Source organism: Bacillus sp. BP-3, assembly GCF_028401955.1.
In the GTDB taxonomy this organism is placed as follows: Bacteria; Bacillota; Bacilli; order Bacillales; family Bacillaceae_G; genus Bacillus_A.
This window is the reverse complement of the sequence record NZ_JAQOTJ010000013.1, coordinates 84,768-109,588: the sequence shown is the minus strand read 5'-3', so window position 1 is coordinate 109,588 and position 24,821 is coordinate 84,768. Positions and strand designations below refer to the sequence as shown.

29 protein-coding genes and 1 pseudogene are annotated in these 24,821 nt (G+C 34.6%); 2 read left to right on the top strand and 28 right to left on the bottom strand.

The genetic code is table 11. From position 1 onward, the window contains the following. Positions 1–15: 15 nt before the first annotated feature. From PLX19_RS19120 to PLX19_RS19040, 17 genes are all read right to left on the bottom strand, one after another. A complete protein-coding gene (locus PLX19_RS19120; protein WP_272190359.1) occupies positions 16–990 on the bottom strand; it encodes a hypothetical protein in 975 nt (324 codons plus the stop codon). Between the two features lie 439 nt (positions 991–1,429). Continuing rightward, entirely contained in the window at positions 1,430–2,572 is a 1,143-nt protein-coding gene (locus PLX19_RS19115; RefSeq protein WP_272190358.1) for a suppressor of fused domain protein, read from the bottom strand. 7 nt (positions 2,573–2,579) lie between these two features. After that, positions 2,580–2,729, bottom strand: coding sequence for a hypothetical protein (locus PLX19_RS19110; protein ID WP_272190357.1), 150 nt, complete (start codon positions 2,727–2,729; stop codon positions 2,580–2,582). 175 nt (positions 2,730–2,904) lie between these two features. Next, on the bottom strand, positions 2,905–3,387 hold the full coding sequence (locus PLX19_RS19105; protein ID WP_272190356.1) for an Imm30 family immunity protein: 483 nt from the start codon (positions 3,385–3,387) through the stop codon (positions 2,905–2,907). Positions 3,388–3,604: 217 nt separating this feature from the next. Next, positions 3,605–3,979, bottom strand: coding sequence for an immunity 22 family protein (locus PLX19_RS19100; RefSeq protein WP_442869068.1), 375 nt, complete (start codon positions 3,977–3,979; stop codon positions 3,605–3,607). A 241-nt stretch (positions 3,980–4,220) separates the two neighbouring features. Then, positions 4,221–4,583, bottom strand: coding sequence for an Imm48 family immunity protein (imm48, locus tag PLX19_RS19095; protein ID WP_272190354.1), 363 nt, complete (start codon positions 4,581–4,583; stop codon positions 4,221–4,223). Positions 4,584–4,631: 48 nt separating this feature from the next. Further along, on the bottom strand, positions 4,632–5,123 hold the full coding sequence (locus PLX19_RS19090) for a hypothetical protein (protein WP_272190353.1): 492 nt from the start codon (positions 5,121–5,123) through the stop codon (positions 4,632–4,634). A 12-nt stretch (positions 5,124–5,135) separates the two neighbouring features. Continuing rightward, complete coding sequence (locus tag PLX19_RS19085) at positions 5,136–5,318, bottom strand: hypothetical protein (RefSeq protein WP_272190352.1); 183 nt, start codon at positions 5,316–5,318, stop codon at positions 5,136–5,138. A 458-nt stretch (positions 5,319–5,776) separates the two neighbouring features. Continuing rightward, a complete protein-coding gene (locus PLX19_RS19080) occupies positions 5,777–6,106 on the bottom strand; it encodes a hypothetical protein (protein ID WP_272190350.1) in 330 nt (109 codons plus the stop codon). Between the two features lie 21 nt (positions 6,107–6,127). Next, positions 6,128–6,328 carry a hypothetical protein gene (locus tag PLX19_RS19075; protein WP_272190348.1) on the bottom strand — a complete coding sequence of 67 codons (201 nt, stop codon included), beginning with the start codon at positions 6,326–6,328 and terminating at the stop codon, positions 6,128–6,130. A gap of 167 nt (positions 6,329–6,495) precedes the next feature. Next, positions 6,496–6,720 (bottom strand): hypothetical protein, encoded by a 225-nt coding sequence (locus PLX19_RS19070; protein WP_272190347.1) that lies wholly within the window; start codon positions 6,718–6,720, stop codon positions 6,496–6,498. A gap of 224 nt (positions 6,721–6,944) precedes the next feature. Beyond that, positions 6,945–7,436 (bottom strand): SMI1/KNR4 family protein, encoded by a 492-nt coding sequence (locus PLX19_RS19065; protein WP_272190346.1) that lies wholly within the window; start codon positions 7,434–7,436, stop codon positions 6,945–6,947. Next, positions 7,433–9,388 carry an HNH endonuclease gene (locus tag PLX19_RS19060; RefSeq protein ID WP_272190345.1) on the bottom strand — a complete coding sequence of 652 codons (1,956 nt, stop codon included), beginning with the start codon at positions 9,386–9,388 and terminating at the stop codon, positions 7,433–7,435. Before PLX19_RS19060 ends, PLX19_RS19065 begins: the two co-directional genes overlap by 4 nt. 222 nt (positions 9,389–9,610) lie before the next feature. Beyond that, positions 9,611–9,949: a hypothetical protein gene (locus PLX19_RS19055; RefSeq protein ID WP_272190343.1), complete on the bottom strand. Its 339-nt coding sequence runs from the start codon at positions 9,947–9,949 to the stop codon at positions 9,611–9,613. Further along, the gene (locus tag PLX19_RS19050; protein ID WP_442869071.1) at positions 9,949–10,680 is read right to left on the bottom strand and encodes a DUF5081 family protein; all 732 of its coding nucleotides are present in this window, start codon (positions 10,678–10,680) and stop codon (positions 9,949–9,951) included. Before PLX19_RS19050 ends, PLX19_RS19055 begins: the two co-directional genes overlap by 1 nt. A gap of 20 nt (positions 10,681–10,700) precedes the next feature. Further along, on the bottom strand, positions 10,701–11,006 hold the full coding sequence (locus PLX19_RS19045) for a WXG100 family type VII secretion target (protein WP_090999949.1): 306 nt from the start codon (positions 11,004–11,006) through the stop codon (positions 10,701–10,703). 53 nt (positions 11,007–11,059) lie between these two features. Then, positions 11,060–11,440: a hypothetical protein gene (locus PLX19_RS19040; RefSeq protein WP_272190341.1), complete on the bottom strand. Its 381-nt coding sequence runs from the start codon at positions 11,438–11,440 to the stop codon at positions 11,060–11,062. A 130-nt stretch (positions 11,441–11,570) separates the two neighbouring features. Here PLX19_RS19040 and PLX19_RS19035 point away from each other — a divergent pair, with 130 nt between their 5' ends. Then, on the top strand, positions 11,571–11,849 hold the full coding sequence (locus PLX19_RS19035) for a hypothetical protein (protein ID WP_272190340.1): 279 nt from the start codon (positions 11,571–11,573) through the stop codon (positions 11,847–11,849). Positions 11,850–11,905: 56 nt separating this feature from the next. On the opposite strand, the gene PLX19_RS19030 is transcribed toward PLX19_RS19035, so the two are convergent. From PLX19_RS19030 to PLX19_RS19005, 6 genes are all read right to left on the bottom strand, one after another. Next, entirely contained in the window at positions 11,906–13,108 is a 1,203-nt protein-coding gene (locus PLX19_RS19030) for a TerD family protein (RefSeq protein WP_272190339.1), read from the bottom strand. Between the two features lie 188 nt (positions 13,109–13,296). Next, entirely contained in the window at positions 13,297–13,914 is a 618-nt protein-coding gene (locus tag PLX19_RS19025) for a putative bacteriocin export ABC transporter (protein WP_272190338.1), read from the bottom strand. A gap of 2 nt (positions 13,915–13,916) precedes the next feature. Next, entirely contained in the window at positions 13,917–16,070 is a 2,154-nt protein-coding gene (locus PLX19_RS19020; protein ID WP_272190336.1) for a DUF1430 domain-containing protein, read from the bottom strand. 182 nt (positions 16,071–16,252) lie between these two features. Next, the gene (locus tag PLX19_RS19015; RefSeq protein ID WP_272190335.1) at positions 16,253–16,648 is read right to left on the bottom strand and encodes a hypothetical protein; all 396 of its coding nucleotides are present in this window, start codon (positions 16,646–16,648) and stop codon (positions 16,253–16,255) included. 429 nt (positions 16,649–17,077) lie between these two features. Beyond that, positions 17,078–18,055 (bottom strand): ornithine cyclodeaminase family protein, encoded by a 978-nt coding sequence (locus PLX19_RS19010; RefSeq protein ID WP_272190334.1) that lies wholly within the window; start codon positions 18,053–18,055, stop codon positions 17,078–17,080. Positions 18,056–18,120: 65 nt separating this feature from the next. Next, positions 18,121–19,125 carry a proline racemase family protein gene (locus tag PLX19_RS19005; RefSeq protein WP_272190333.1) on the bottom strand — a complete coding sequence of 335 codons (1,005 nt, stop codon included), beginning with the start codon at positions 19,123–19,125 and terminating at the stop codon, positions 18,121–18,123. Between the two features lie 196 nt (positions 19,126–19,321). Between PLX19_RS19005 and PLX19_RS26250 the strand changes: the two genes are divergently transcribed. Next, positions 19,322–19,393: a helix-turn-helix domain-containing protein gene (locus PLX19_RS26250; RefSeq protein ID WP_442869070.1), complete on the top strand. Its 72-nt coding sequence runs from the start codon at positions 19,322–19,324 to the stop codon at positions 19,391–19,393. An 87-nt stretch (positions 19,394–19,480) separates the two neighbouring features. On the opposite strand, the pseudogene PLX19_RS19000 reads toward PLX19_RS26250, so the two are convergent. The 5 genes and pseudogenes from PLX19_RS19000 to PLX19_RS18980 all read right to left on the bottom strand — a co-directional run bounded on the left by PLX19_RS19000 (position 19,481) and on the right by PLX19_RS18980 (position 24,761). Then, positions 19,481–19,810: pseudogene (locus PLX19_RS19000) on the bottom strand (6-aminohexanoate hydrolase). Next, the gene (locus PLX19_RS18995) at positions 19,803–20,039 is read right to left on the bottom strand and encodes a helix-turn-helix transcriptional regulator (protein ID WP_098116817.1); all 237 of its coding nucleotides are present in this window, start codon (positions 20,037–20,039) and stop codon (positions 19,803–19,805) included. The pseudogene PLX19_RS19000 and the gene PLX19_RS18995 overlap by 8 nt, the downstream one beginning before the upstream one ends. A gap of 447 nt (positions 20,040–20,486) precedes the next feature. Then, entirely contained in the window at positions 20,487–21,248 is a 762-nt protein-coding gene (locus PLX19_RS18990) for a hypothetical protein (RefSeq protein WP_272190331.1), read from the bottom strand. Between the two features lie 279 nt (positions 21,249–21,527). Continuing rightward, positions 21,528–23,573, bottom strand: coding sequence for a glycoside hydrolase family 13 protein (locus PLX19_RS18985; protein WP_272190330.1), 2,046 nt, complete (start codon positions 23,571–23,573; stop codon positions 21,528–21,530). A 138-nt stretch (positions 23,574–23,711) separates the two neighbouring features. Further along, positions 23,712–24,761, bottom strand: coding sequence for a M42 family metallopeptidase (locus PLX19_RS18980; RefSeq protein ID WP_272190328.1), 1,050 nt, complete (start codon positions 24,759–24,761; stop codon positions 23,712–23,714). Positions 24,762–24,821 lie beyond the last annotated feature (60 nt).

Genomic DNA, 24,821 nt, shown 5'->3' with positions numbered 1-24,821 from the left:
TTAGCTTCCTCCCTTTTATTGAAATAATTCTCCATGCTTGTTAGGAATATATTCCGGGTAGTTTTTACGATAAAATTGATCGATCATCTGAAGCACGGGATCCCATTCAGGGTATGGCTCACGTTCTCCAAATACCATTTTCGCTTCTGGAGTATTCATCAGAAAATTATCGAATTGAGTAGGTACTGGCAATCCTATTTGTTTCCTTACATGGATCAAGAATAAGATTTCATAAGGATAAAATCCGTATCCGAAATCGCCAAATTCACCTAGCTGTCCGATTTCAGAAGCTAATGCAGAATGATACTGTGACATTATCGAAATTAGATGTTCTATTTCTTCTAAATCACCAGTCGACCAATGTTCCAGCACTTCATCATAAATGTTCAGGTCTTCAGGGATTGAGCCGCATCGCAGTTCAGCTTCCTTAAACTTATTTTTCACAGCTAGATACAATTTTTTATTCGTTCCCATGATGGTTTTATTTCTATACTGCAAGTACAGCTCTAGCAAAAACCAAATATGTCTATCCTCTTCATTGGCATCTATTAAATGTTCACCGAAGTGATGAGTCATAAAATCATATAATATATTTTCTTCTTTCTCCCATCCATACATTGCAAAATGAACTAATGTAAGGACGACTTCTCTAAACGTATATCCCAAGATCATCCCTGGATACCTACTTGTATAGAGATCCTGTCCCATGCACTGGTAAAATAATACTTTCTGCATGTTCTTTAATCCTTCTGCATTGTTTCCACTGCTGATCAATACATCGCTTTTCCATAATGACAAGTGATATGAGGAAATTTTGCTTAGATTTATTAATAGTATGTGATCTTTCTCTGTTTCATTTTGCTCAACAATTTTCTCAATCTTACTTCTACTGACATTATATTTATCTTTCACATCTTCAAATTTGATTCCATCCACAAAATTTTTGCTATATCTTTTAAAAGCCATTTCTAACTTTTTTTGGTTTATCATTGTATCCTCCCTATGAATTACTCTATTTTCTTACTCCAGTCTTTTACCCTTAACTCCTCAACACCGAATCCAGTATCAGTGCATAAAATTAATCATACTCTCCTGGTTTATATCTAATATCAGACTTTAACCCCTTTTATAAATTGTAATTTTTGCAACCCTTTTAAACAAATAGCGAGTATCATACGACCGTTTCTAGTAAAAAATACAACTCAAAATTTATTAGTCAACATAGCAAAGAATACTCTTTCACATTTATCACCACGAGCTTTGCCATTCTTTTATGTAAATATAAATTGAGTAACGAATATGGTCGCGTTCTATACTGTTCATTGCAGCCAATCTCGTATGTCTGTTAAAAAACAGCACCCAAGGTCAATGGATACTGGCATAACGCCCTTCCATATAGTACATGTTATAACAAATAAAAGTAATTCCTCTAGTTTTTTCTCTTCAAGCCAATGTTTTCTCTTTTTATATCAAGTACATCTGAAATACCAAATTCATTGAATTTTTCTATTACATATTCATATCCTTCTTGTAAAGCAGTCATTCTTTCTTCTGTATAAATAGGTATTAAAGTATAAAAATTGATTACTCTATTTTCCGAATCTATAAAACTTCTCCTCTCTTTAGATTTACCGATCAAAATACATGATAATGCTGTATTAGAAGCAAATGGCATTGGAGGTTCTCCATTTGGAAGAATGACCCCTTCCTCTAACCATCCATCATATCTGTGAGGTATGTGAGCAACCATTCTCAGCCACTTCAAAGGCCAATAATTACTTTCGTTCGTCATCTCATCTTTACTTATTTTCCAATTTGCAGGTAACTTTAATACTAATTCAGCATACTTAGATCCCTTACTGTCTTCTGAATCATCCATTGCAAAATCACTCATCCCTGTAGTCACAAGAGTTATAAAATCTCGTTCTTTTGATGGCAGTATAACTTGAATATCAACCGCTACTCTACTGCCAGGTATGATTTCACTGATTGTATTATTAATGGGACCAAACTGTTCTGTTATATAATCTAAAATTTCAGTTTTTCCATTTTGCGTAGTATCCTTATATTCTTCTTTATCAGAATCCAATAAATTTGCTATTTCCATTTGCCCCTGTTCATGTGCAAATGCTAATGCATCCATATTTTTCATATATTCTCCTGTGTACTTAACATGAACGTCAATGCCATTTTCAATCAGAAGTTTTGCAATATCTACATATCCACCCTGAATTGCACCAAACAAAGGATTCCTTTCCGGTTCACCCACATCGATTTCAGCTCCACAAGACAATAGATACCTAACAATTTCAATCTGTCCTTTTGAAGCCGCTTGGTTAAGTGCCCCACCACCATATACACCACCGCGTTTATTTATGTCAGCACCTAATTCTATAAGTCGCTTGACTATTTCAAGCTTTCCATGTGTGGCTGCAACATGAAGAAAAGTTCCAAATGGTCCCATATCCATATTTAAGAGTTCCATATCTGAACCAATTAACTCAACTACTCTCTCAACATTATTTTGCTTGATAGCTGTACGAATCCCTTTAGCTAGTTGTATATTTCCCATGTTATCACTACCTCCTTTTGGTGGATATCTTACCTAATTCTTCAAGTGCTATAAGCATATCATCCAAGTTACCGCCATTATTTTTTACTGCTTTAATTTCATCTACAACATTTACGGCAATACCACCAGCACTAAGAACAGCGCTTGCAGCCTTCATAATGCTTTGAACCCTCTCAAGAGATCCCCCTTTTATGTGTTTTTATCTTCGCTATATCTTCTCTATCAAACAATTAGTCCCCATTAATATCCATCATATTTTTAAAATCATTTCTATTTATCCAATTTATTGGTATACCTAAAATAACCTTTGGTAAGTTCATATTTTTATCCACCTACTTCTCTAATCGAATAACTTCCTTAAAAATAAAATTGACTTTTTCTGAGTATTGCTTTGATTGTTTATCACTTATTTCTTTTAAAATATTGATTACTTCCGCTTTCTTAGAGGGTATAACCTTTCTCAGAACATTAATAAATGGAACAATTAAATCATCTGTAGCTAAAAGACTTCTATAAAGCCTTTTAGCACAATATCTAGCTTGTGGTAAAATGTAGTTCATGCCTTCAATTAATTCATATAATCCCTCTTCTATTCCATTCCGTTCAATAATATAAAAAATTGTTTTAATTAAATCACCAATAATCGAAGGTTCATCTATTTCATCATGAAAAACACTACACAAATCACCAATTACTTTATTATTAGCAGTTTGTGATATTTCATTTAAAATTTCTTCTAATAGTTCTATACTGTCATCTTCATGAGCCAAAAAACGCATCTTTTTTAAATTTGATATCATACTCTCTAGAGACATTATTTCCCTCCATACTTAAGGTTTTCTTTTATTTTACCGTAATCAACCTTAGCTTTATCCGTACTCTATGTTGTAATCTTAAAATAAAAAACACTTGTTGCCTATAGTTGACAATCAAGTGCTTTAAGCTTGCACGTACAATCATTTGATACCGATAATATGAAATCTTTTGTATTTCATGGAAAATAGTACATTTAAATTAACGAACTTGTACGATCTACTTGTATGGTACAGTACCAATAAATTTTATTTCTATATTTTCAGATTCACCTTCAATTTTCGCTTCATTGTATTGAAAATCATAAAGTACAATAACAGAATTAACACTGTATGCTAAATTATCACCATTTATTAACTCTTTTATTTTTGGGATAATTAGTTCACTATAAGAAAAATCATTTAAAATATCGTCTACATTATTTTTAGTATCTTCATAAAAACAAATTTCAATATTATCTTCATCATAATAACCAAACTCAAAATTTGTCCCAAACTTTGAGTCTATTGAATCTCCATCTTCCATATACTCTATATCAACATACTCTTCAAGATTCTCAAACGATTTAGAAACTCCAAACCACACCGAAACCACTCCATTCCATTATATTCCATATCATTACTCCTTATTTTTTTAGAGTACCTGGTAACCCTTCTACTCCACCCTTGTATCTATAATGAGACCACATCTGTAACCTTCTTACAAATGTATCATAATCAAGTGATGTGTCTATTATCTTCCATATTACTCCAGACTAACTTCCAATCTCTTTTATTCGTACTATGCACAAAGGGCATTAACTAAGATTAAATTTTCTCAGTCAATGCCCTTAATTTTAATGATTCTTTACTACTTCAATCACATTCTCAATATTATCTTTCAACTCTTTATTTTTATCTTCTTCATATTGATAATATCCTTGAATTCCTCTATGAATGATAGAATGCATAGTTGGATGAAATGATTTATCTGTGCACTCAATTAAAAAATCACAGAATTCCGCACTAGCTGCTGGAAAATAGAAGAACATTTCTATCAATATATCAACTGTAGCTCCCTGTATCTGTATGGCGTTCTTTTTGCTTTTTAAAGAATAACCATTTATCATACCAAAACAAAATGTTGCTATTATTTGCTTTTCTTGTTCGTTTAATATTTCTGGAACCAATTGTGAAGTATTTAAAAACCGCTGAATCATTTTTTCACTTCACTGTAATATTCTACATCATTAGTCATTTTTGTCCCCCTAGTATATAAATATATTTCCTTCTGGATACTTTCCATTCCATCCACAAGGAATATGTCCACTTAAATAGATTTTTAACATTTCGTTATAAAATGCTGACTTATAATATTCTTCATAAGATAGTACCATTATTATACTTACTATATCGAATTTAATAGCATTTAATATATCTTTTGGTAATCCCAATATCGTTATTTGTTTTTCAATATTGTCAGTAATTTTTGGTAATACCTCTGCTTTGATTTTTTTAACTAAGGTGTTCCAATTTTTATTATATATTTCTGGTTCATTTTTTGCTAAATAACCCGTTAAATTATTACTTTCTTCGAGACAAATATTTTCCCATTCTATCCCATTCACACTCTTAACCATTTTCTTTTTATTCGATAAATAGGTATACTCAATTCCTTGAGGAAAATTACTCTCTGTTCCACAATGTTTTAACCAGTTACTAAACAATACCGCTTCCACTACAGAAGTATTTAATTCCATGTAAGTGCTCCTTTATTTAAGTTTTGGTAAATTAATTCTACCAGGAATCCTTGGAACAAAATCGCCTCCAATTAATTTATAAAACAATTGTTGTTCTGTTGCTCGTTGAACGGCCTTCTGAGCTTGTGTATCACTCAAAACAACTGACTTCAAAGATACGTATAATGCCTCGTTATATTCTGAAACGGTAGGCATTTCACGAAAGCGTTCTCCGTTTTTTCTAAAAGTATTCCAAAATTCTTCTAGACTTTGATGAGCTAAAAAATGTGGACTATCAATATCCTTAAATATAGTTCGTTAATTTGACGAATCATATTATCTTTTGGCATGACAATATCGTAAATGGCCATGTACGGGCTTAAGTTGAGTGTCTCTTGGTTTGAAATCATTGGGAGCACCACCTGCATTTAGTTTCTCTATTATAAATTAAAAGGCGAGATATTCGACGGTTGAATCGTCGAATATCTCGCCAAATGGAACTAGATGGAGTTTTTCAGTGCCCTCGTACAATACCGAACTCATCCCTCATTAGCTGCTTAAAATATGTGTCTAACTTTTTGGGGTTACTTCATACATTCTTCTCACGTCACTGTTGACTTTTTAAATTGGGCATGTCCCTGGTAAGTGCCCGAGGAACTCACAAAATAGCTGTTTTAATCTTCATTAAACATTTGCTCATCAACTTCTTCCAGATACCTTTCTGTATCTAAATGAGATTCTATAAGATTATCTAAAAACTCAATGCTAACCTCCCTATTATCTTCATATACATGGACTTTAGCACCAGCATCTAATAATGTACTTACTATTTTTTTCATTTCTAACAATTCATCAATCTCTAATAGATTATACGATAAGATGAAATCATTATTATTAAGTGATTCTTTTATTTCAGATATACTCTTATTAGTATTTTTTCTTAAAATAGAGATATACTTTACCTCATTAGCATCTTTTTCTATTCGCACATTCATTTTAGCCATTTAAATGTCTCCTTCCACGGATTAAAAATCATTCATAGGATTAATTGGTTTACCTGGTAGGCTATTTTTCCAATTACGGCCATGCCAACCTTTAAAATGCTCACTTGGTGTAGCTGGATATATAATTTCCCCTTTATTCGCTAAATGCGGATATTGTGAAGCACTGTAGGAATGGTGTCCTTGTACTGTTTTTCCACCTACTTTAGGTTTCTTACCATTCAAAATATCATTTAATTGTTCTTGAATTCAGTTTCTTGTTGGAGTTTCATCATTTAATATTCTTTGACGTTCTTGATACCAGAAATCGTCTACACTAGAAGCTCTGTGTTTAGCAAATTTTTTATTCCATGTATATTGTTCATACTCAGCTTTTGTAATAGTCCTATTCTCTATTTTACTCTTAGTTCTTTCCTCTTTTTAGCACTTAATTGTTTTTGCTGAATAGGATGTGGGTTTAAATCTAATCCTTTTGTTCTATCTGTTATTACTTGCTCTGCTGTTTTAGCCTGGCTGGCTTTCTTACTTCCATTACCCGTACCCTTAACACCACTCTCTTCCAGCTTCGAAACCCGACTTTGAATGGACCCTTTCCTCTCTTCATAAGTCGCTATCATTGTGCCGTCTCTAGCCAATTCAAAGCCTTTGAATGTAGCTACTATAGTCCAGATCTTTATCTTTAAGCTGATTGGCTTTATATAAACTAGCTATCAACTTGCTTACATGAAGCCTTTATTTAAAATGTCGGTTAAACAAATCATTTTCTTCTAAAACAAAAAAGGACTATTTCATAAGCAAGTAAAACCAACTTATGGAACAGCCCTTTTATTTTTACTATCTATTAATCATGCAATTTGTTTAAAAACTCAGTGAAGGTACTTGCCACATAAAATACATTTTCTCTTGCTACTTCCTCTGCTTCTTCTGCTGTAATCCCTTCACTTTCCATCAGTGCTTCTTTTTCCCATGCATCTTCATGTTCCCAAAAAACAACAATTGGATCTTCTTCATGATTTTTATAATCAAAGCAGATTAGGTTTCCTGCTGGATCATTCGCAAATGGAATAACTCCTTCTGGAAGAGTTTCTTTACGAGCATCATAAGCATCATATATATTTTCACTACTATTTTTATCAAAACTATACAGACAACCGAACATCCGCTCTTTCCCTTGAACATCGAATTCTGAAGGCGAAACAATCGCTCCACCATTTATTTTTACACATTCTATATACTCATCTGGAAACTCTATTCCCAACTTAGCGCCAAAATTTTTAATCTCGCTTTCTTCAATTCTCGAATCAGCAAATTCCCACTTTAAATCTTTTCTCATCTTAAATCATCTCCCCATAATTTATTTCCACCAAGGTGACTAACTTTACCATGTATATTTTCTATTACTAATTGCATTTTTCCAGGTATTTGATGATGGTGCCATGTTAGTCCTTTAATTTTACCAAAGCCTCTATCAATAAGTGCTAGTTGCTCTTCACTAAAAGCACTTTTAGGCACTTCCCCTTTTTCAATAGCTTTCTTTAGTATATTTGTACACAATTCAAATTGTTTTGGATCCTTCATGACATAAAACTCTTTTTCTAGCCTTAATGTAAACTTAACATCATCCCCTTTAAATATTGGGAATCCTAAAATATCAAAATTGACTCCTGTTTTCACATGCGTTCCTCCTGCTAAAGGCTTATTTATAATATTATGTCTTGGTTTAGCATTCAAATGTACATTTGTTAGCCTTACAACTTCTTTAAACTCTTCAACACTATCATACCCAAATTCTTTAATCGTTACATCATCTACAGTTTTTAAAAATTCATCTACACTATTATAACCTTTCGGAACTACCCAGCGCTCTTTTAATTTTCCTGCTTCATCATAGCCTTTAGCAATTACTTCATCTAACTCTACTCTTGGATAATCTTTTCCAGAAGCTTTTGCTAAATGAACCAAATTATCTTTCCCTGAACCAGCACTATCTTTCAACTTCGAAATCCGACTATGAATATCCTCTTTCCTATTTTCAAAAGTCGCTTTCACTGAACCTCTCAAGTCCGTTCCACGAAGAACTGTGTTGGCCCCACCGGCGGCATCATCGGCAGCGTGAGCGTAGGCTAAGGAATTATCCAGGGATTTACCAAATAATGCCCTTCTCGCCACATTAATTCCACCTGCTACACCATCTACCACCTTGACAGCGGCACCTGTTACACCATCTATAATCTGAGCAGCGTCATCTTTTACCTTATAATGCCCGGCGTTTAGTATATCTGCTGCTTTCCAACCTTTTATTTTCAAGTTACGGAGCCATGTATTTTTACTATCATGCAACGATTGTACCATATTTCTCCCTAAATTCGGGTTAAAATTAGGTACTCCATCTTTCAATTTTGTTAGCTTTGCAAGGGAGCCTAGCTCTATCGTTCCTTTGAATCCTTTTAACGCTTTCATCGCTGTTCCAAGAACCGGAATAGCATCGAGCGCTCCGAATATTCCGTTCTCTACTCGTTCTGAATTGCTTAGCTTTCTGCCGGTTAACCAGTCTTCTCCATCACGTGCACTCTTAAGCTGCATGCCTCCATATAAAACGGAAGCTGTGATTCCGACTGGCGGGCAGGCGATGGATAAAACGAAGAGTCCTGCTCCTATTGCGAAATCACGCACTGTTTCTAGCTTTCTTTGTTGGTCTTCTATCGTTTTATATTCGAATCCACGCATGGATGGGACAAGTTTTCGGTATTCGGCGTAATCTAGTTCCGCATCTGGATTTTGTGCTTTTATTTCTTTATACTGCGCATGGAGAACTTTATCAAATGCTACGGAGTCTTTGAAAATATCATCCACTGTTATTTTATCTTTTTTCGTCGTAATCGTTTGTGCCGCGCCATAACCGTGTGCGTTTGGCACCGTTGTCGTAGTGGTAGAGCCAATTCGATTTTTCGTAGAGTAGTTTTGAATAGAGATATCTCTCATTTTCCCTGCAAATTTGTCCATGTCTTTGTAGAAGGGTTCGTCGATGTGACTGGATACAACTTGACCTACTCTTGTGCAGTAGTTTCCTAGTGTCGTATAGTCGTCAAGTAATTTATTGATTGTGTCTTGTTGACTGCTATGTTGAAAGTGAATACTTCGATCGGCGTCTAGAGAATGTATTTTTGCTTCTAGACGTTCTAGAAGGTTATCAGCCTGTCTTAATTCCATTAGTGCTTCTCTTGTGATTTGGTCTATTCCTGTTTTCATGTTTTGCCAATCACCTGGTTTGTAATGCACATCCATTTCTTTTCATCCCCCATTTCTATATAAATCTGTTTTAATGTTTCGACATATAAGTCGCTGCTATACAAAATACATCATTCCGCTACTGGCTTGCTCCCTTTGTTTGAATACCTCGCATGTGGCAGGAAAAGACCCTGACCGCTCCTATGCATGGCCAGACCCTCTCGTCCTCCTATAAAAAAGCAAGTGGTTTTATGTTGGTTTTTAACTTATATATATGGATTAACCGCTAACACTTAGGATTCTTTGCAATTCTTCATCCTTTTTTATCATTTCTTCTAATGTATAATTCACGGCAAGTGCTGCTATCTGATAGTTGTCTGCAAGTTCCATCGTTTTTCCTAATATATCTTTGTATTGCTTAACGACTCTTGTTGCTTCACCTTGTCGATAAAAGTCACAGTTTGCTAGATTATCAATATTTTTAGCTACGCCATCAGAATAGAGATTATAAATATTTTGCAGGCGCGTTGCAATATCAACCATTTCGGCGAAATTGACTAAAACTTGTGAACCGCCATTAGACCCTCCTGAACCGCCATCCGTCATTTGTGCTTGCATTAGTTTATTCCTCCTAATGAAAAACTTTTTGGATCAATCGACTTCTTATATGGCATTTTTAACACATCATATACCTTCTTATTTAAAGCATATAGACTAATCCACTCATATCGTTTCCCCTCTACATCAATTTGGATATAATCGTCTCCCTCTGTGAAGTATAAGAAACAATCCCATTTCCCTTGTTCTAATACATTTCTTGTATCGGGTCTGCGAAAAGTTGCTATTGCTAATAGTTCTTTTTGTGATAAATCCATTTCTTCAAATGTTTCCTGTTCTTCCTGCGTCATCTTACTTGTTAAAAACGTAGTATCTTTCTCTCTTGGTTCTCGCATTAAAAATGAAATTCTCTCTAATAATGATACATATACATCCCACTTCGGCATGTAATGGAATTCATATTCCTCACCCTGCTTGATTTCCGTTAGTACAGCTACGCGGTCTTTGTCCTTTGGTAAAAAACCTACAAGCAAGTTATTGAATCGCGTATATTCCTGACTTTCTTGATATGCTTTTAGTAATTCAATAAGTTGAAATGCAGCCATTGTCAGACCGCCATTTTCCGTAATGAGCCCTTTTCCTCTTAAGCTTTCGGTTGCTTTCGTTACACAATCGGCATCACCCATTATGAGTTTTTCACGTTCTGGTAAACCAAATAAATAGGTAATTCCAGCTGCACCAGCTAATACATATAATTCAGAAGGAGTGAAGCTTTCTATATGATTTTGCATCATTTGATCCCTCGTTTCGATTACAGTCCTTTAATCATTCGCACTTCATTTGTGTCAGAGAATGTATGAATATGCGTATCAAGTTCTTTCAACACTTTTGTATGGTATTCAAGTTCATGTGCTATATCTGTGTTTAACTTAATGAGTAGCTCCAAATAACATAAAAATGCATCTCGCGTCTCACCTTTCCAATGAGAACCTGTCACAGTTGCTTGTAAGTCTTTTGCTTGCTGGAGTGCTTGTTTTACACCATTTTCAATTTGCTGTGCATAGGAAATTGCATTTACTACTCCGTCACCAGAAATTTCAATTTCTTTCCCACTCATGTTTAAACCTCCATTTCTATTAAAATGCATTGTGAATTCATAGTTTGCATTTATTACTTCCCTGCCGCAGCTGCTTGATCTTCTGCCTCTGCTTTCGCCTTGTACTCTAAGTACTTTTGGTATGCTGTATTTTTAGCATGGGTAATGCTATCTAAAGAGCTATGAAACTGAGTCATGAGACTTGATAACTTATCATCTTTTTCCCGACGTTTATCCTCAAACTCTCGAGCTGGAATTTTCCCAAGCGGCAAATTATTGCTTTTTGATTCATAGGCTCTCTTTGCCGACTCTGCTTTCTCAATCTTATTCCTTACTTCGCTTTCCTTAGATTTTAAATAGTCATGCAACTTGTCATATTGATCACGTTTTCGTTCATTTTCTGTATAACCAATGTGAAAAAAGTTACCAATTTTATCCGCAAGAGTTTCTGGCATCTCTAAACCTCCTCATTCTTTATTTATCCAACATGCTAGATTTGTATTTTTTTAACCACAATTCCATTTTTTATTCTAAAAATGGTCGTACCGTCATTTTATCAAACCATTCATATATTTACCATTTCCCATGAAAGTAAACTGCATATTTCCTAATTATAAGCATGAAAAAATGGCTTCCGTACATTACCAAAACCGTCTATTAAAGCTACTTACAAATCTTAAACCCCACCTCTTTCGAGCAATTATGATGGAGTTTCGTCGTAATCAAGAAATTGAAGAAAACATTAGAGAATTTAGCGAAGACTTCGAACTGTTTGAGTATGATGACATTGTCCAGTACGATACCGATCAAGAAAACCACATGATATTGGCAATTTTACAAGATCAAGCTGATGAACATATCTAACAGTAAAAAACTCCAACTTTTTTACCAAGTTGGAGTTTTTTACTACTAGATATTCTCTATGATTTAAAATATTTTTTATAGTCTTCCTCATACTTAAATTCAACTGGTCCAACATCCATACGGAACCGTCCATCCTCATACAACAACGGCGAAGCTTCCGAATGATCTCTAGAGTAACTTTCTACATGAGAAATTTTCATTTCGGATGAATTTGTAAAATCAATATGCGCAATGCATACCCAATAAGCATGATCGTTTCTTTCTAGCAAAGGTGCTGTTACGACATTTCCCATATGATTATCTACAACTGCTTTTGCTTTCATAGAATAGAAACTACCTACACCATTGCTAACGGCACTGTACGCAGCAAATAAAATATACTTTACAGTTTCTGCGCGATAGATACGAATGGTTTCTTTCCCTGGTTCTTGTGAATCTCCATCAAGTTCAATATAGGGCGACACCTTAGAAGAACCTAAATTTCTATAATATATCTTTCCTACTTCACCACTTTTCGTTACATAGTAACAATATAAGTCCAGGTCATTATTTGATTTCCATTCAAGGGTAGCTGTAACCATCTTAGATTTTTGTATATTTACAGATTGTTTCTTCTTTAGTTCAATCTTGGTGATAGGAACCTGAACCGGTTTTGTTTTTTGTTCTACCGGCTTAGGTACTGTTTTTTGCTCTGCGGCAGGGCCCTCCGCAACCTCTATCCCGAAGTTTTCACACACCGCAGCTAATCCTCCAAAGTAACCCGCTCCAACCGGATTAAACTTCCACTCTCCTGCATGTCGATACAGATCTCCCATAATAACGGCACTTTCATTTGTAAAAGAATATGTAATAGGGAAATTCATAATTTCTGCTCTTGTTTGTTCATTTATTATTTTCATTTGAATATGAGTCACATCTTGAAAAAATTGCTTCTTTTTCTCAGCATTATGAATCGTAATGGAAAACACAATTTTTTGGACTTCCTTGGACATACGCGTGAGATCAACGAAAAATTCCTGTTTATTACCACTTGAAATATTTTGATTCAATTTAACTGATTGACAACTAGAATAAGGTTGCCCGTAGAATACGAAATCTTCTTCTTTTATAATTTTCCCATCAACACCTACTAGAAAAGCCGATGCGTCTACTTCCATATTCAGCGGTGCATTCCAGTTCAATCCTACACATAAACTACTTATCCCAGGGTGAGTTTTTGTAATATCTATTTTCTGTCCTTTTACTAAAGTATGTACCATCTTAATCCGCCCCTCTTACAAATTTCGTATTTTCTATATAATTTAATTATACATTTTTTCTATTCTCATATAAATGTAAAGCCCCTTATATTATTATTTCGGCGATTGATACAGTATAAAGACCCCCAGGCAAATTTCAGCACACAAAAAAAGAACGATTCTTTGAATCGTTCTGAACTGAATATATATTATAATTTGATCATTCTTTTTGCCTTCTCAGCTAGTTCTAAGTCATGTGTGACAAATAAGATTGTTTTCCCTTCGTCATTCATTTTCTTTAAACTATCAAAGACTTGGTCTCTATTTTTTTTATCTAAGTTACCAGTTGGTTCATCAGCAAAAATATAGTCACATTTTTTTAAAATCACACGAGCTAAAGCGATTCTTTGTTGTTCTCCGCCGCTAAGTTCAAAAATTTTCTTTTTCTCATAACCAGAAAGACTTACTTCTTTTAACGCTTGTTGTATCTGTTCTTTTTTATCAACTTGATTTTGATATTTCAAAGCAATTTTTAAGTTTTTTTCGACTGTTTCATTTTCTATGAGAGCATAGTTTTGAAACAAATATCCAAAACAGTTGCGTTGCAGCAGCAACGTTTGTTTTGCATTCGGATTCATTTGATCATCTATCACAATATCTCCCGAGTCAGCTTTTTCTAATAAACCAACAATATTTAAAAGTGTTGTTTTCCCACTTCCACTTTCTCCAACAATCGCAATAAAATCACCGTTCTCTATTTTCAGATGAAAATCTTCCAGTATCTTTTTATCATGAAATTGTTTATTAATATGTTTTAACTCAATCATTATTAATGCTCTCCTTTAATAATAGAATTGAAAGTTCTGCGGCTTAATCTTTTATCAAATACATAACTTGTCAATAACTCTAGTGTAATAATACAAATTCCCGATAAAAGGATAATATTACCGAAATAAAAATACATAATGATCATTGGAATCACATTAATACCTAAGAGTAAACAAATCATTAATTTATTTCTCTCAATAGAACTATAACCAAATATTTTTTTTACATATAACTCTAGTTTGTTTTTTTGATAATAACTAGATACTGTGTTATAAGTAATCACTATATTTGCTACAATAAGCATGATAATAAAAACGAGTAATTTTTCTTTTTCCTCTTTCAAGTCCTGAATTTCTTGACCATGCTTATCATATAATGAACCGATACGCTGAATAGATGATTGAGCATTACTCTTATTGATTGCTGGTACAATAAAACTATACGGGTCTTTATCTGTTGATTCAAAATAAAAGACTTTAGAAACATAAGATAAATAGGCGGAAGAATGAAAATTCCCAGTATCAACAATTGCTATAGGATCTTTAATCATATTTTTATTTTCTTCTGCAATAATTGAATCATACGTAAAATAGTTTTGATCATTTTCTGTATATATGATGTTAATCGATAAATCTTCTTCTTTCGTCGTATTGATAGGCTTATTTAACTCTTCATTATAAATGTTATCCACTTCTACTTTATCGAAATGAAATTGTTTTCTATACTCATTTTTTATTCTGCTTTCATACTTTTGAAGTTTTTTAGGGACTAATACATTCATTACATTTGGATCTCTTATGATCTTCTCTTCGATCGTACCGCTGCTTGGTTTAATAGGGTTATAATATAGATAATTTAAATTTATTGTTACGCTTTTACCAGAAGGTGATAATTCAACATCTTCTCCTTCTGTGTTTAAATTATAAATATATTCGCCATCAAGCATAGAATAGTTAGAAGCATCTATCATAAAACCTTTATACTCTTTCTCCATATTTTGATAGAATTCTTTCATAACCTGACTCGTTTTATAATCAACTTCCCGATTATTTTCACCGTTATATGTTACTTTAGTCGAATAAATATTTTTTGTCTTATCCCACGAAGACAGATTAGCTAATTTTCGGTTTAGTTCATTCTGTATTTGATTCCAATTGAAAATAGAGAATAAGAGAAAAATGATAAAAACACACTTTAAACTATAATTCAACAAAATTACGAATGTATAAGGCTTTTCACCTTTTATTTTGGATACATTCACATTCTTTATAAATACAAACATAAAAATCAAAAGAATAGGTATCGTTAAAATCAAAATGAGCATAACAGCTATAATCCAAAACCATAAGGTTAAATCTACATAATAATCTAAACCATTATTCAAAATATAATAAAGACTAAATAATAAATAAGATGTACAACCAGCTATTAACATAATTTTAGTCAGTTTCAAGAAAAAGTTACTTGCAATACTCCAAAGCGTATAACCCAACATACGCATAATACTCAATTCTTTTAATCGATCAATCAAATAGTGAGTAATCGCTATATAAGTACATAAAACCACTAAGGTCATACAAATGATTTGAAATATATCGAAATTGAATACAGACGAATTATTTTTCGCATACACTTCTGCATTTGCTACATCTTTATTGATTAAATTGAGAATAGATTGGATGATTGTTGGATCTTGAGTAGAGATATGATATACGCCGTTCCCACTAAATGTTTTATACTCATCTAAATTTCGAATGGTAATCTCCCTGTTAGAATCTATTTGTTTCATTACACCGACTTGTTTTTTATCATCAAACTCAGAAGTACTTATAAAATCTTTAGAATATTCCTTTGGGATTCTTCCTTTTTTCAAATCAACTTGATTATGTAGACTAACATCAGTTGTGTAAACAACAAGATTATTGCCACTTCTATACATATATCTTGAAATGCTTACATCCTGTTCTTTCGCTAACCTTTGGAAATATTCGATATAATCTTTGGAATGAGGTTTGTTTTCTTGAAAATTTACGATAATACTAGTTGTGTTTTCATATAATAACTTATTCATTTTTAAGTCTTTAAATATATTTGATCCCCACATTGCGACAAGTAATAGTAAACTAGTAAATAAAACATAAATAATCTTTTTCATAATACCCCCTCCAAAAAATCACTAATATGTAAATATATACAATTTAATCTTACATACTTAATTTAAAATAGTGAATACATTTCTCAATTTGTTCACTAAAATATAAAATATGCTGATATAAACACCTGAAAAGATATGTAACTAAAAACAAGAGAGGTTAAACAACCTCTCTTGTTTTCCTTTTATTTATAATCATAATTTGCTTTATTTGTACCCTCACTTGTCCAAGGTAAGTCAGCCGTACTATATTCATTTTTTGGCTTCCAACCGCCATCTTCATAATCACCTTCACCATTTGTTACTGATGCACGGCCTTGTTTCTTATAGTGTTTATAAGATGAATATACTTGATTACCTTTTTTCCCTCTAATCCAATAGCCGCCATCTTTAGCACCAGATGTAACTCCCTTAACATTACTTTCGTCAAAAGTTTTACTAGCCTTTAAGTGATCATTTTCATACACAATTTCAGATTTCCCTGAAGATTGCTCTGCAGCAAATGTACTTGATGCCATTGGAATAGCTAACATTCCTGCAGCAATTACGCCTACAATACCTTTTTTCATGCTTTTTTTCATAACATATCGCCCCTTTAGATTGTAATTGTAATACAACTAAACATTACCAATTAATTGGTTTTTATGGAATATATAGGTTGTTTTTATCAACAATATAACCAATATTCTGACAAATTTAAGGTATCTAAAAACATAGAACCTTAAAGGTTTAATCTTTTTTATCTTCTTTAAATCCTGTTCTAGTACAAATAGACGTACTTCCATATCAATCAATAAGACGATATCAGCGATTCTTACCAATATATCGGCGCTTTTTCAAATATATCGACCGATTTTAGGAATATATCGGCTCTTCGACATGAAATAAAGACTATTCGACAAATTTCAGCACATAAAAAGAGGCTGTTCATAGAAAACGAATTCTATGAACAACCTCTTTATTCCGCAAAAGCTTCTGAATGGGGCTATGTTTTCCATTTCAAACACTGGTTATAGTTCAATCCTCGTCCCCACTCCGTTTTTAACAGCTTTCTCATAAAAGTATTTCGCCACGACAATATCCACAACAGCGAGTCCGACAGATTTAAAGACGGTAATTTCTTGATCGCTTTCCCTACCTGTCTTTTCTCCGCTTATGATTTGTCCAAGCTCTGCGTGAAGATCGCTTTCTTTGAAAACTCCTTCTTGCATTGGAACCTGCAGGTCACCGGTTTCTTCTAGTGCTGCTTCTTTTGATTCCACTACGACTTTGTCAGCTGATGAGATGACGTGAGTCGGAAGTTCTTGCATCGCTGGTCTGAATGAGCCGACAGCATTTACGTGAACACCAGGTTTTAATGCGTCTGAAAAAACTGGCGTTAACGAGTTCGTTGTTGTGACAACAATATCGGCTTCGCGTACTGCTTCATTTGCATCAGAGTATACATAGACAGGTTTATTAAATTTCTCCTTCATATACTCAGCAAACTCGGCAGCTTTTTGCTCTGTTCGGTTATAAAGCATAATCTTTTCAATATCCCGTACAGTAAGCATAGCCTCAGCAAGCCCTTTCGCTTGTTCTCCTGTACCGATGATGCATAAGTTTTTCGCATTTTGACGAGCTAAGTATTTCGTTGCAACGCCCGATAAGGCACCCGTTCGAACCATCGTTAAATACGATCCTTCTAGAAGGGCAAGCGGTTCGCCTGTTTGAAAATCACAGAGCATCACAACCCCGTTAATTGTTTTCTTTTCGATTTTCGTATTATTCGGTGCTACTGTTACTACCTTTAATCCAAGTGCTCCAAGTTCTTCCGCTACTGAAGGCATCATTAATGCCGTATTTTGCGAATTCGCAAATGGCAACGAGTAGCGAATCGGAGTGATTGTTCTTTCTGCTGAAAACTCTTGCAGGGCAATCGCCACATATTCCATTACTTCATTCATATCTACTAGACTTCTTTGTTCAGCTGCATTTATGACTAACATGTTATCTCGTCCTTTCCTATAAAGAAGAGTTGTTCCCTAGCCAGAAAACAACTCTTCTCCAAACATTAATCTAATAAAAACCCTTGTTTTAACGGATCTCTTGGGTCCACTAAAAATTGATGAAATCCTGTAATAAACGCCTGACCAGTTACTTTTGGGATAACCGCGTCATATTCAGCTACTTTTGTTGATGACAATATTTCTCCACCAAATTGTCCGTCAGTAATGCACTCATGGACGAAACTTCCGCCTTTTTGTAACACTCCATTTTCAAAGAGAGTTGCGAGTCTAGCTGAAGTACCCGTACCGCAAGGAGAACGGTCTACTTGCCCATCAGCAAAAATGGTCACATTTCGCAGCGTCGCATCTTTTCCATTTGGTTCATCGGAAAAGATCACGCCGTATATACCTTTTAAACCTTCTTCGAGTGGATGTTTGACTTCCATCTGACTCTCAATGTAATGTTTAATCTTTCCGCCCCACGTTTGAATCGCAGGTAAATCTTTAAAGTTCACTTTTAAACCAAGTTCTTTACTGTCGATAACAGCATAGAAAGCTCCTCCAAAAGCGATGTCTACTTGAAATTCATAGCCATCAATTTTTACAGGAATATCTTTCTTGTAAACAAATGAAGGAACATTTTCAAATGACACAGATTCCACTTGGTTTCCATTGTATTTTGCATACGCAATCACTTCTCCTGCAGGGCTATCAATAATAAATCTTTGTTCTTCACCTGTCACTTCGAACATGCCCGTTTCAATTCCTATCGTAACTACCGCAACAATTCCATGACCGCACATTGTGCTCCAGCCTTCATTATGCATAAATAATACGCCAAAATCAGCATGCGGACTTGCCGGCGGTGTAATGATACAACCATACATACCGTGATGTCCTCTCGGTTCATACATGAGAACTTCGCGAAGATGATCCAAGTGCTCCATACAATAAGCTCGTCTTTCTAATTGCGTTTCTCCTTTGATTGGAGGTACTCCGCCTGTAATAATACGAAGCGGTTCTCCCGCTACATGTGCGTCAATTGTTGTATACGTTTTACTAATATTCATTTCTTGTCCCTCCGTTATTTGTATTCTCTTTACTTTTTATTAGCAAATACCGTGCCAACTCATAAAACGCACAATACAATTCATATTCAGTTAAAATTTTTTTACACTTTTTCAAAAAAAGTGTATTCTTTTAACGACAAACTTGTTTACCAGTGTCTATTTTTTTTTACACAAAGCGATAAAAGAGGTGATAGAAATGAAGCCATACGCTGCTAGACAACTAGGAATGTCACGGGTGAATTTGTATAAGAAGATGAAAAAGTTGTAGATTTAAAATAAAGTTTGATTAAAAACGTTTAAGGGGCAATAAAAAAACAGTAGTGATTTTATGCACTACTGTTTTTTTGCAAGTAAACTACTTGCATTCTTTTCTATATAATTTAATAGAATAAATAGCTCCAACAAAGAATACAAAGGCTTCAAATAATATAAAAAATTGGCGGAAATACACAATATCTTTATCAACTAAAGAAATAAATATGGCATTCATTAGAATTTGAGTAGTAAACATACAAGAAGTAATTTTTAAATAAATAGCATTTGTTCTTTCATCTGGTTAACCCATTTTTTTATAGATAATAAAAAGTACAAGTGCTGAACCTAAAAATAACAGTGTTGTAAAACCTACAACGATATTGAAATTATCTGTGCTTTCTAACATCCATTTGTTTAATAAATCAATCATTATTATCTTCCTTTCCTACATAGGAGAATATTTCGTTTATATCAACCTCAAAATAATTTGCTATTCGATATGCTAACACCAGTGAAGGAGAATAATTATTCTTTTCCATAACAAATATCGTTTGCTTAGAAACTCCAACAGCATCAGCTAAATCTTTTTGTGACATTCTTCTTAAAACTCTATGTTCATACACTTTATTTACTATGGAATCTCCAAATTTTTCTTTCACAGTTAACACCTTCCTTTCTTAACATCTATATTAAACCTATTTTATAAAAAAGTAAAGTTTAATTATACAAAAGATATTATTATTTATATAAAGTACAAGTATATTGAGTAATTTTGATAAAATAAAAAATAAACCTATTTTGAAAAAAGTCTAATCAAAACACATTTAGAATTCTTTAATTGAAAAGATAACGCATCGCAATTTTATTCAAACATCATGCCTTTATTTTCAATCCATAAAAGTATGAGATTGTATTGAGTAGCGAAGAATATAAATAGAAACTTTAAATTTATATATACAATATTACATATAAAATGTATAGTTTACTTTATTATAATGGCAAAAGCGATGCTACTCCATACATAGCATCGCTTCCACCTAGAATTTCATTATAAAAAAGCGAGGAATATTTATTATTCTTCGCTTTTTTGTTTGTTGCATATCGTTTTATGATAAAGGTACTAATTCATAACCAGATTGATATGGCGGCGCAGAACTTCCCCATAGTTTATCTTGATTTGAAAATGGTTGCTCTGAAGTCTCTAGCTCGAAATATGTTGTAACTCCATAGCTAGAATTTTGTGGATCTGCACTGTACCAATCACAAGGTCTTCCCATTTTATCTCTCAGATAATCCGTTTTACCTGTTATTAAATTGATTTCCTTTGCATTTTGTTCCCAAACTGTTAACGTGCTTTTGGATTGGTCGCTAAAATAAATCCAGCCGCGATTCCCTGCATTGACATATTTTTTAATTCCTCCTGCCTCAGCATTTGGCCCTCCAATCCACATTGACATGGTAACTGGCGTATTATGTCTTATATATCCATCACTTTCTATCCCATCTGGAGTTTCAAAATTGATAGGTGTACCATAGTACTCATTACCTTTTGTATCTTTATGAATCTCAGCAGTACCATAATAAGATTTATCTTTATACTGAATTACATAATGCCAACCCGCAAACTTCTCATAAGTTACTCCAAGTCTCTTCTGACCTACACCTGCGTAAGCATCACGCCGAGGCTTACCATCCCAAATTTTACGTACCATTATATAATCTTTAGATGTCTTGACTGGATCTCCATAAATATCAAGTATACGATTGTTCTCATCTGCATAAGCAGAATTTGTAGGAAAAACAGTGACGATTAAACTAAATAGTAATAATAAGAACGTAAGTATAGGTAGTTTTCTTTTAACGAACATATCTGAATTCCTCCTTATTTTCAAAAATGATTTGCTGCTTTCCTGGATAATCTTAGCATTAAGTTTTAAAGATGTAGATAGACTTAGCCGAATATGTAAAATTACATATTTATATACTGACAAAAGTGGTATTCTATCCAAAAATAGCGAAGGCCCCCTAACTAAGATCAAGGAAGCCTTCGCTCGTTTCAAAAACACTTTAAAATTTCAAGGTTAATCGTTTGCTCAGCTTAGCTAGCAAAACAAAAACAATCTATAAAAATAGATTCATTATACGATTTATTGCGCTAAAATCGCACCGTAATGTCCATCAACCGTAAGAGTAACAGTTCCATTCTGAACTGTGTACGTTTTACCAGTTAGTTTGTCTGTTACAACACTGCCATTTTGCATGCTGAGCTGCCAGCCAGGAACGGTTACGCTATGGCCGACAGAATCATTGTTAAGTACGACTGCAATTCTGTTTGTTGCATCGAAGCGGCCATAAGAATAGATTTTATTTGTATCATCTGTTTGCAGCGTCATGAACGAGCCTGTTCTTAATGCCGGGTATTGGTTACGGATGCTGATGAGTTTTTGTGTTAAAGCTACAGCACGATTGGAAGTAGTCCCTTGTGACCAGTCAAATGTACGGCGGTTGTCAGGATCAGCGCCTCCCATCATGCCATATTCATCTCCGTAATAGATTGTTGGCGTACCAACATAAGTCATTTGGAAAATAAGTGCTAAATATGTCTTCCAAATATCACCGCCAGCACGTTCGCCAAAGCGTGAAATATCGTGATTTGATAAATGGTTGCTCATCGCTTGCTGCACGTTTGCTGGATAATTCGCACGTGTCCCTCGTAACCAGCTGTCAAACCCGGAAGTAGATACGGAAGCTGCATTGCTATTGTAATCTTTTCCTGTGATCCACTGAGAAACTGGTTGTGTAAACCCGTCAAAGTTTGTGGTACTATCCCATTGGTTCCCTTGACCTGTCCAAGAATTTGCATTTCCCCAGTACTCGCCAAATATTGCTGCATTCCCGTTTACAGACTTCACAGCACTTCGGAATTCAGACCAAATTTGGTGATTCACCAAACTACTACCATTTCCTCCACCAGCATCTGCACCGCCGGCATCTGTATATTGAGGTGCATCTAATCGCCAACCATCAATGTTATATGGGGCTTTTAAATATGTTTTTGCTACGGAATCACTATTGTTATAGATTTCATTTCTTACCGGTGAACCACTCACTCCATAATCTAGCTTAGGCAAACTGTTGAATCCTAAAAAGCTAGCATATGTATTCGGCCAAGACTGGAATGTATAATAATTAGACCATTGGCTGGATTGAGACTCAAAGGCTCCTAAAGAAGAAGATTGATTGTACTTATCAAACCACGGGTGAGTGTCCCCGGTATGGTTAAATACACCATCTAATACTAAATATCCTTTTTCCCCGTTTGCTGTGCTATGAATATTAGATGATAGCGTTTGCAAAGTTCCGTTTGTCCCAAAGGCAGGATCCACAGTCCTATAATCCTGTGTATCATACTTATGGTTAGACGGAGATTTAAAAATCGGATTTAAGTAAATGATGTTTGCTCCTAGTGTTTGTTTAATATAACCGAGCTTCTGATTGACTCCCGCCAAATCACCGCCGAAGAACACAAGGTTGTTCGTATGACCAGGATCAGCATAGACACTGCTCCCCCAAGCTTTTTTCTCAGTTGATGCGCCGTCATACTTGTATGCATTCGTTTGCACATCATTCGAGGAATCACCGTTATAAAAGCGGTCAGGAAAAATCTGATACATCACACCATTTTTCATCCAATCTGGCGTTTTAAAATTCGGGATAATATAAAAATCCCCTGATGATGGTTCAGATGTAGAAGGACCGTTTGCATTATACCAAACAGAAGTAGACCCATCAGTAATTTGGAAACGATAATATTTTCGCGAAGAACTAGCCGGGATTGTTCCTTGCCAATAATCAAACGTTCCCGTAGAATCGCCGGAAACCCAAGACATCGGAATGACACGGAACGATCCATCAGCAGTATCATAGTACTTTATATTGACACCAGTAGTATCCCCCTTAAACGTCCGGAATTTTAGCGTCACACTTTGAGCAGATGTCGGCTCTGGTGCGCTATCATAAACAGGACCTTGGTCGTGAAATAAACCATTCCACTCTACATTATTGTCGTTAGTGGCAGCATAGGATGATGATGAATCCGGTGTGTACAGCAAGGATGTTCCTAATACAAGTGTCGATAATGCAAGCGTTTGCATAATTGAGCGTGATTTTCTATCTTTCTTTACTTTTCTCATCACAAACCTCCTATAAATGTAAGTGCTTTCATTTTTTATTATATAAGTAATCTAGTAAAAGTAAATGAATTTTAAAAAATATTATTATCATACAAAAAGAGCCAACCTCCACCAAAGATCAGCTCTTTTCTCTATTCCTTATTCTTCTACTAACTGTGATTGTACATACGCATAAATAAGTGCCTCCGTATGCGCAATTGATGTCTCATGTGTACGCTCATAAGCGTGAGACGCATCAATACCAGGACCAATAAGTCCATGCTTCACATCTGCTCCGGCGCGGATTGCGGCAGATGCGTCAGATCCATAGAATGGATAGATGTCTACTTTATATTCAATATTGTTTGCTTTCGCAAGTTCTACTAAATGTTTGCGCATTGCATAGTGGTATGGACCGCTCGAGTCTTTCGCACAGATTGATACTGTGTATTCATCTGATGCTTGACCATCGCCAAGCGCTCCCATATCAACTGCCAAGTATTCTACTGTTTCTTCTGGAATATTGGAGTTACCGCCATAACCGATTTCTTCATTATTAGAGATTAAGAAATGCGTTGTGTATGGCAGTTTCACATTTTCATCTTGTAATCTTTTAATTAATTGCAGTAAGATCGCTACGCTTGCTTTGTCATCTAAATGACGAGATTTGATGTAGCCGCTGTCTGTCATTTGCACCCGCGGATCAAATGATACGAAATCCCCTACTTCGATGCCAAGTTCACGTACTTCTTCTGGTGAAGATACTCGCTCGTCGATACGAACTTCCATGTTTTGTTCGTCACGTTTTGCTTCTCCAGCATTTTTGTATACGTGTACGGACGTTTGATGGATTAAAATTGTACCAGTATACGTTTTACCGCACGCTGTTTCGATTTCGCAATATTCTCCTTCAACCGCATTCCAGCGAAATCCGCCAATCATGGATAATCGCAGACGCCCGTCCGCTTTAATTTCTTTTACCATTGCGCCTAATGTATCAACGTGAGCAGTAAGGAGACGTTGTTTCGTATCGTCTTCTCCTTTTACTGTTATAATAAGGCCGCCTTTATTGTTACGCTTCGTTTCTACATTCCACTCTTTTACATAGTTCTCAATAAAACGAATAATTGTGTTCGTATTTCCAGATGGACTTGGAATTGAAACGAGTTGTTTAATAAGTTCCATTGTGTCTTTAACGTTATGTACCATATGTTTTTCCCCTCTCTTTTATCTTTCCAATTTTCAGTATAATAGAAATAAAATGAAACT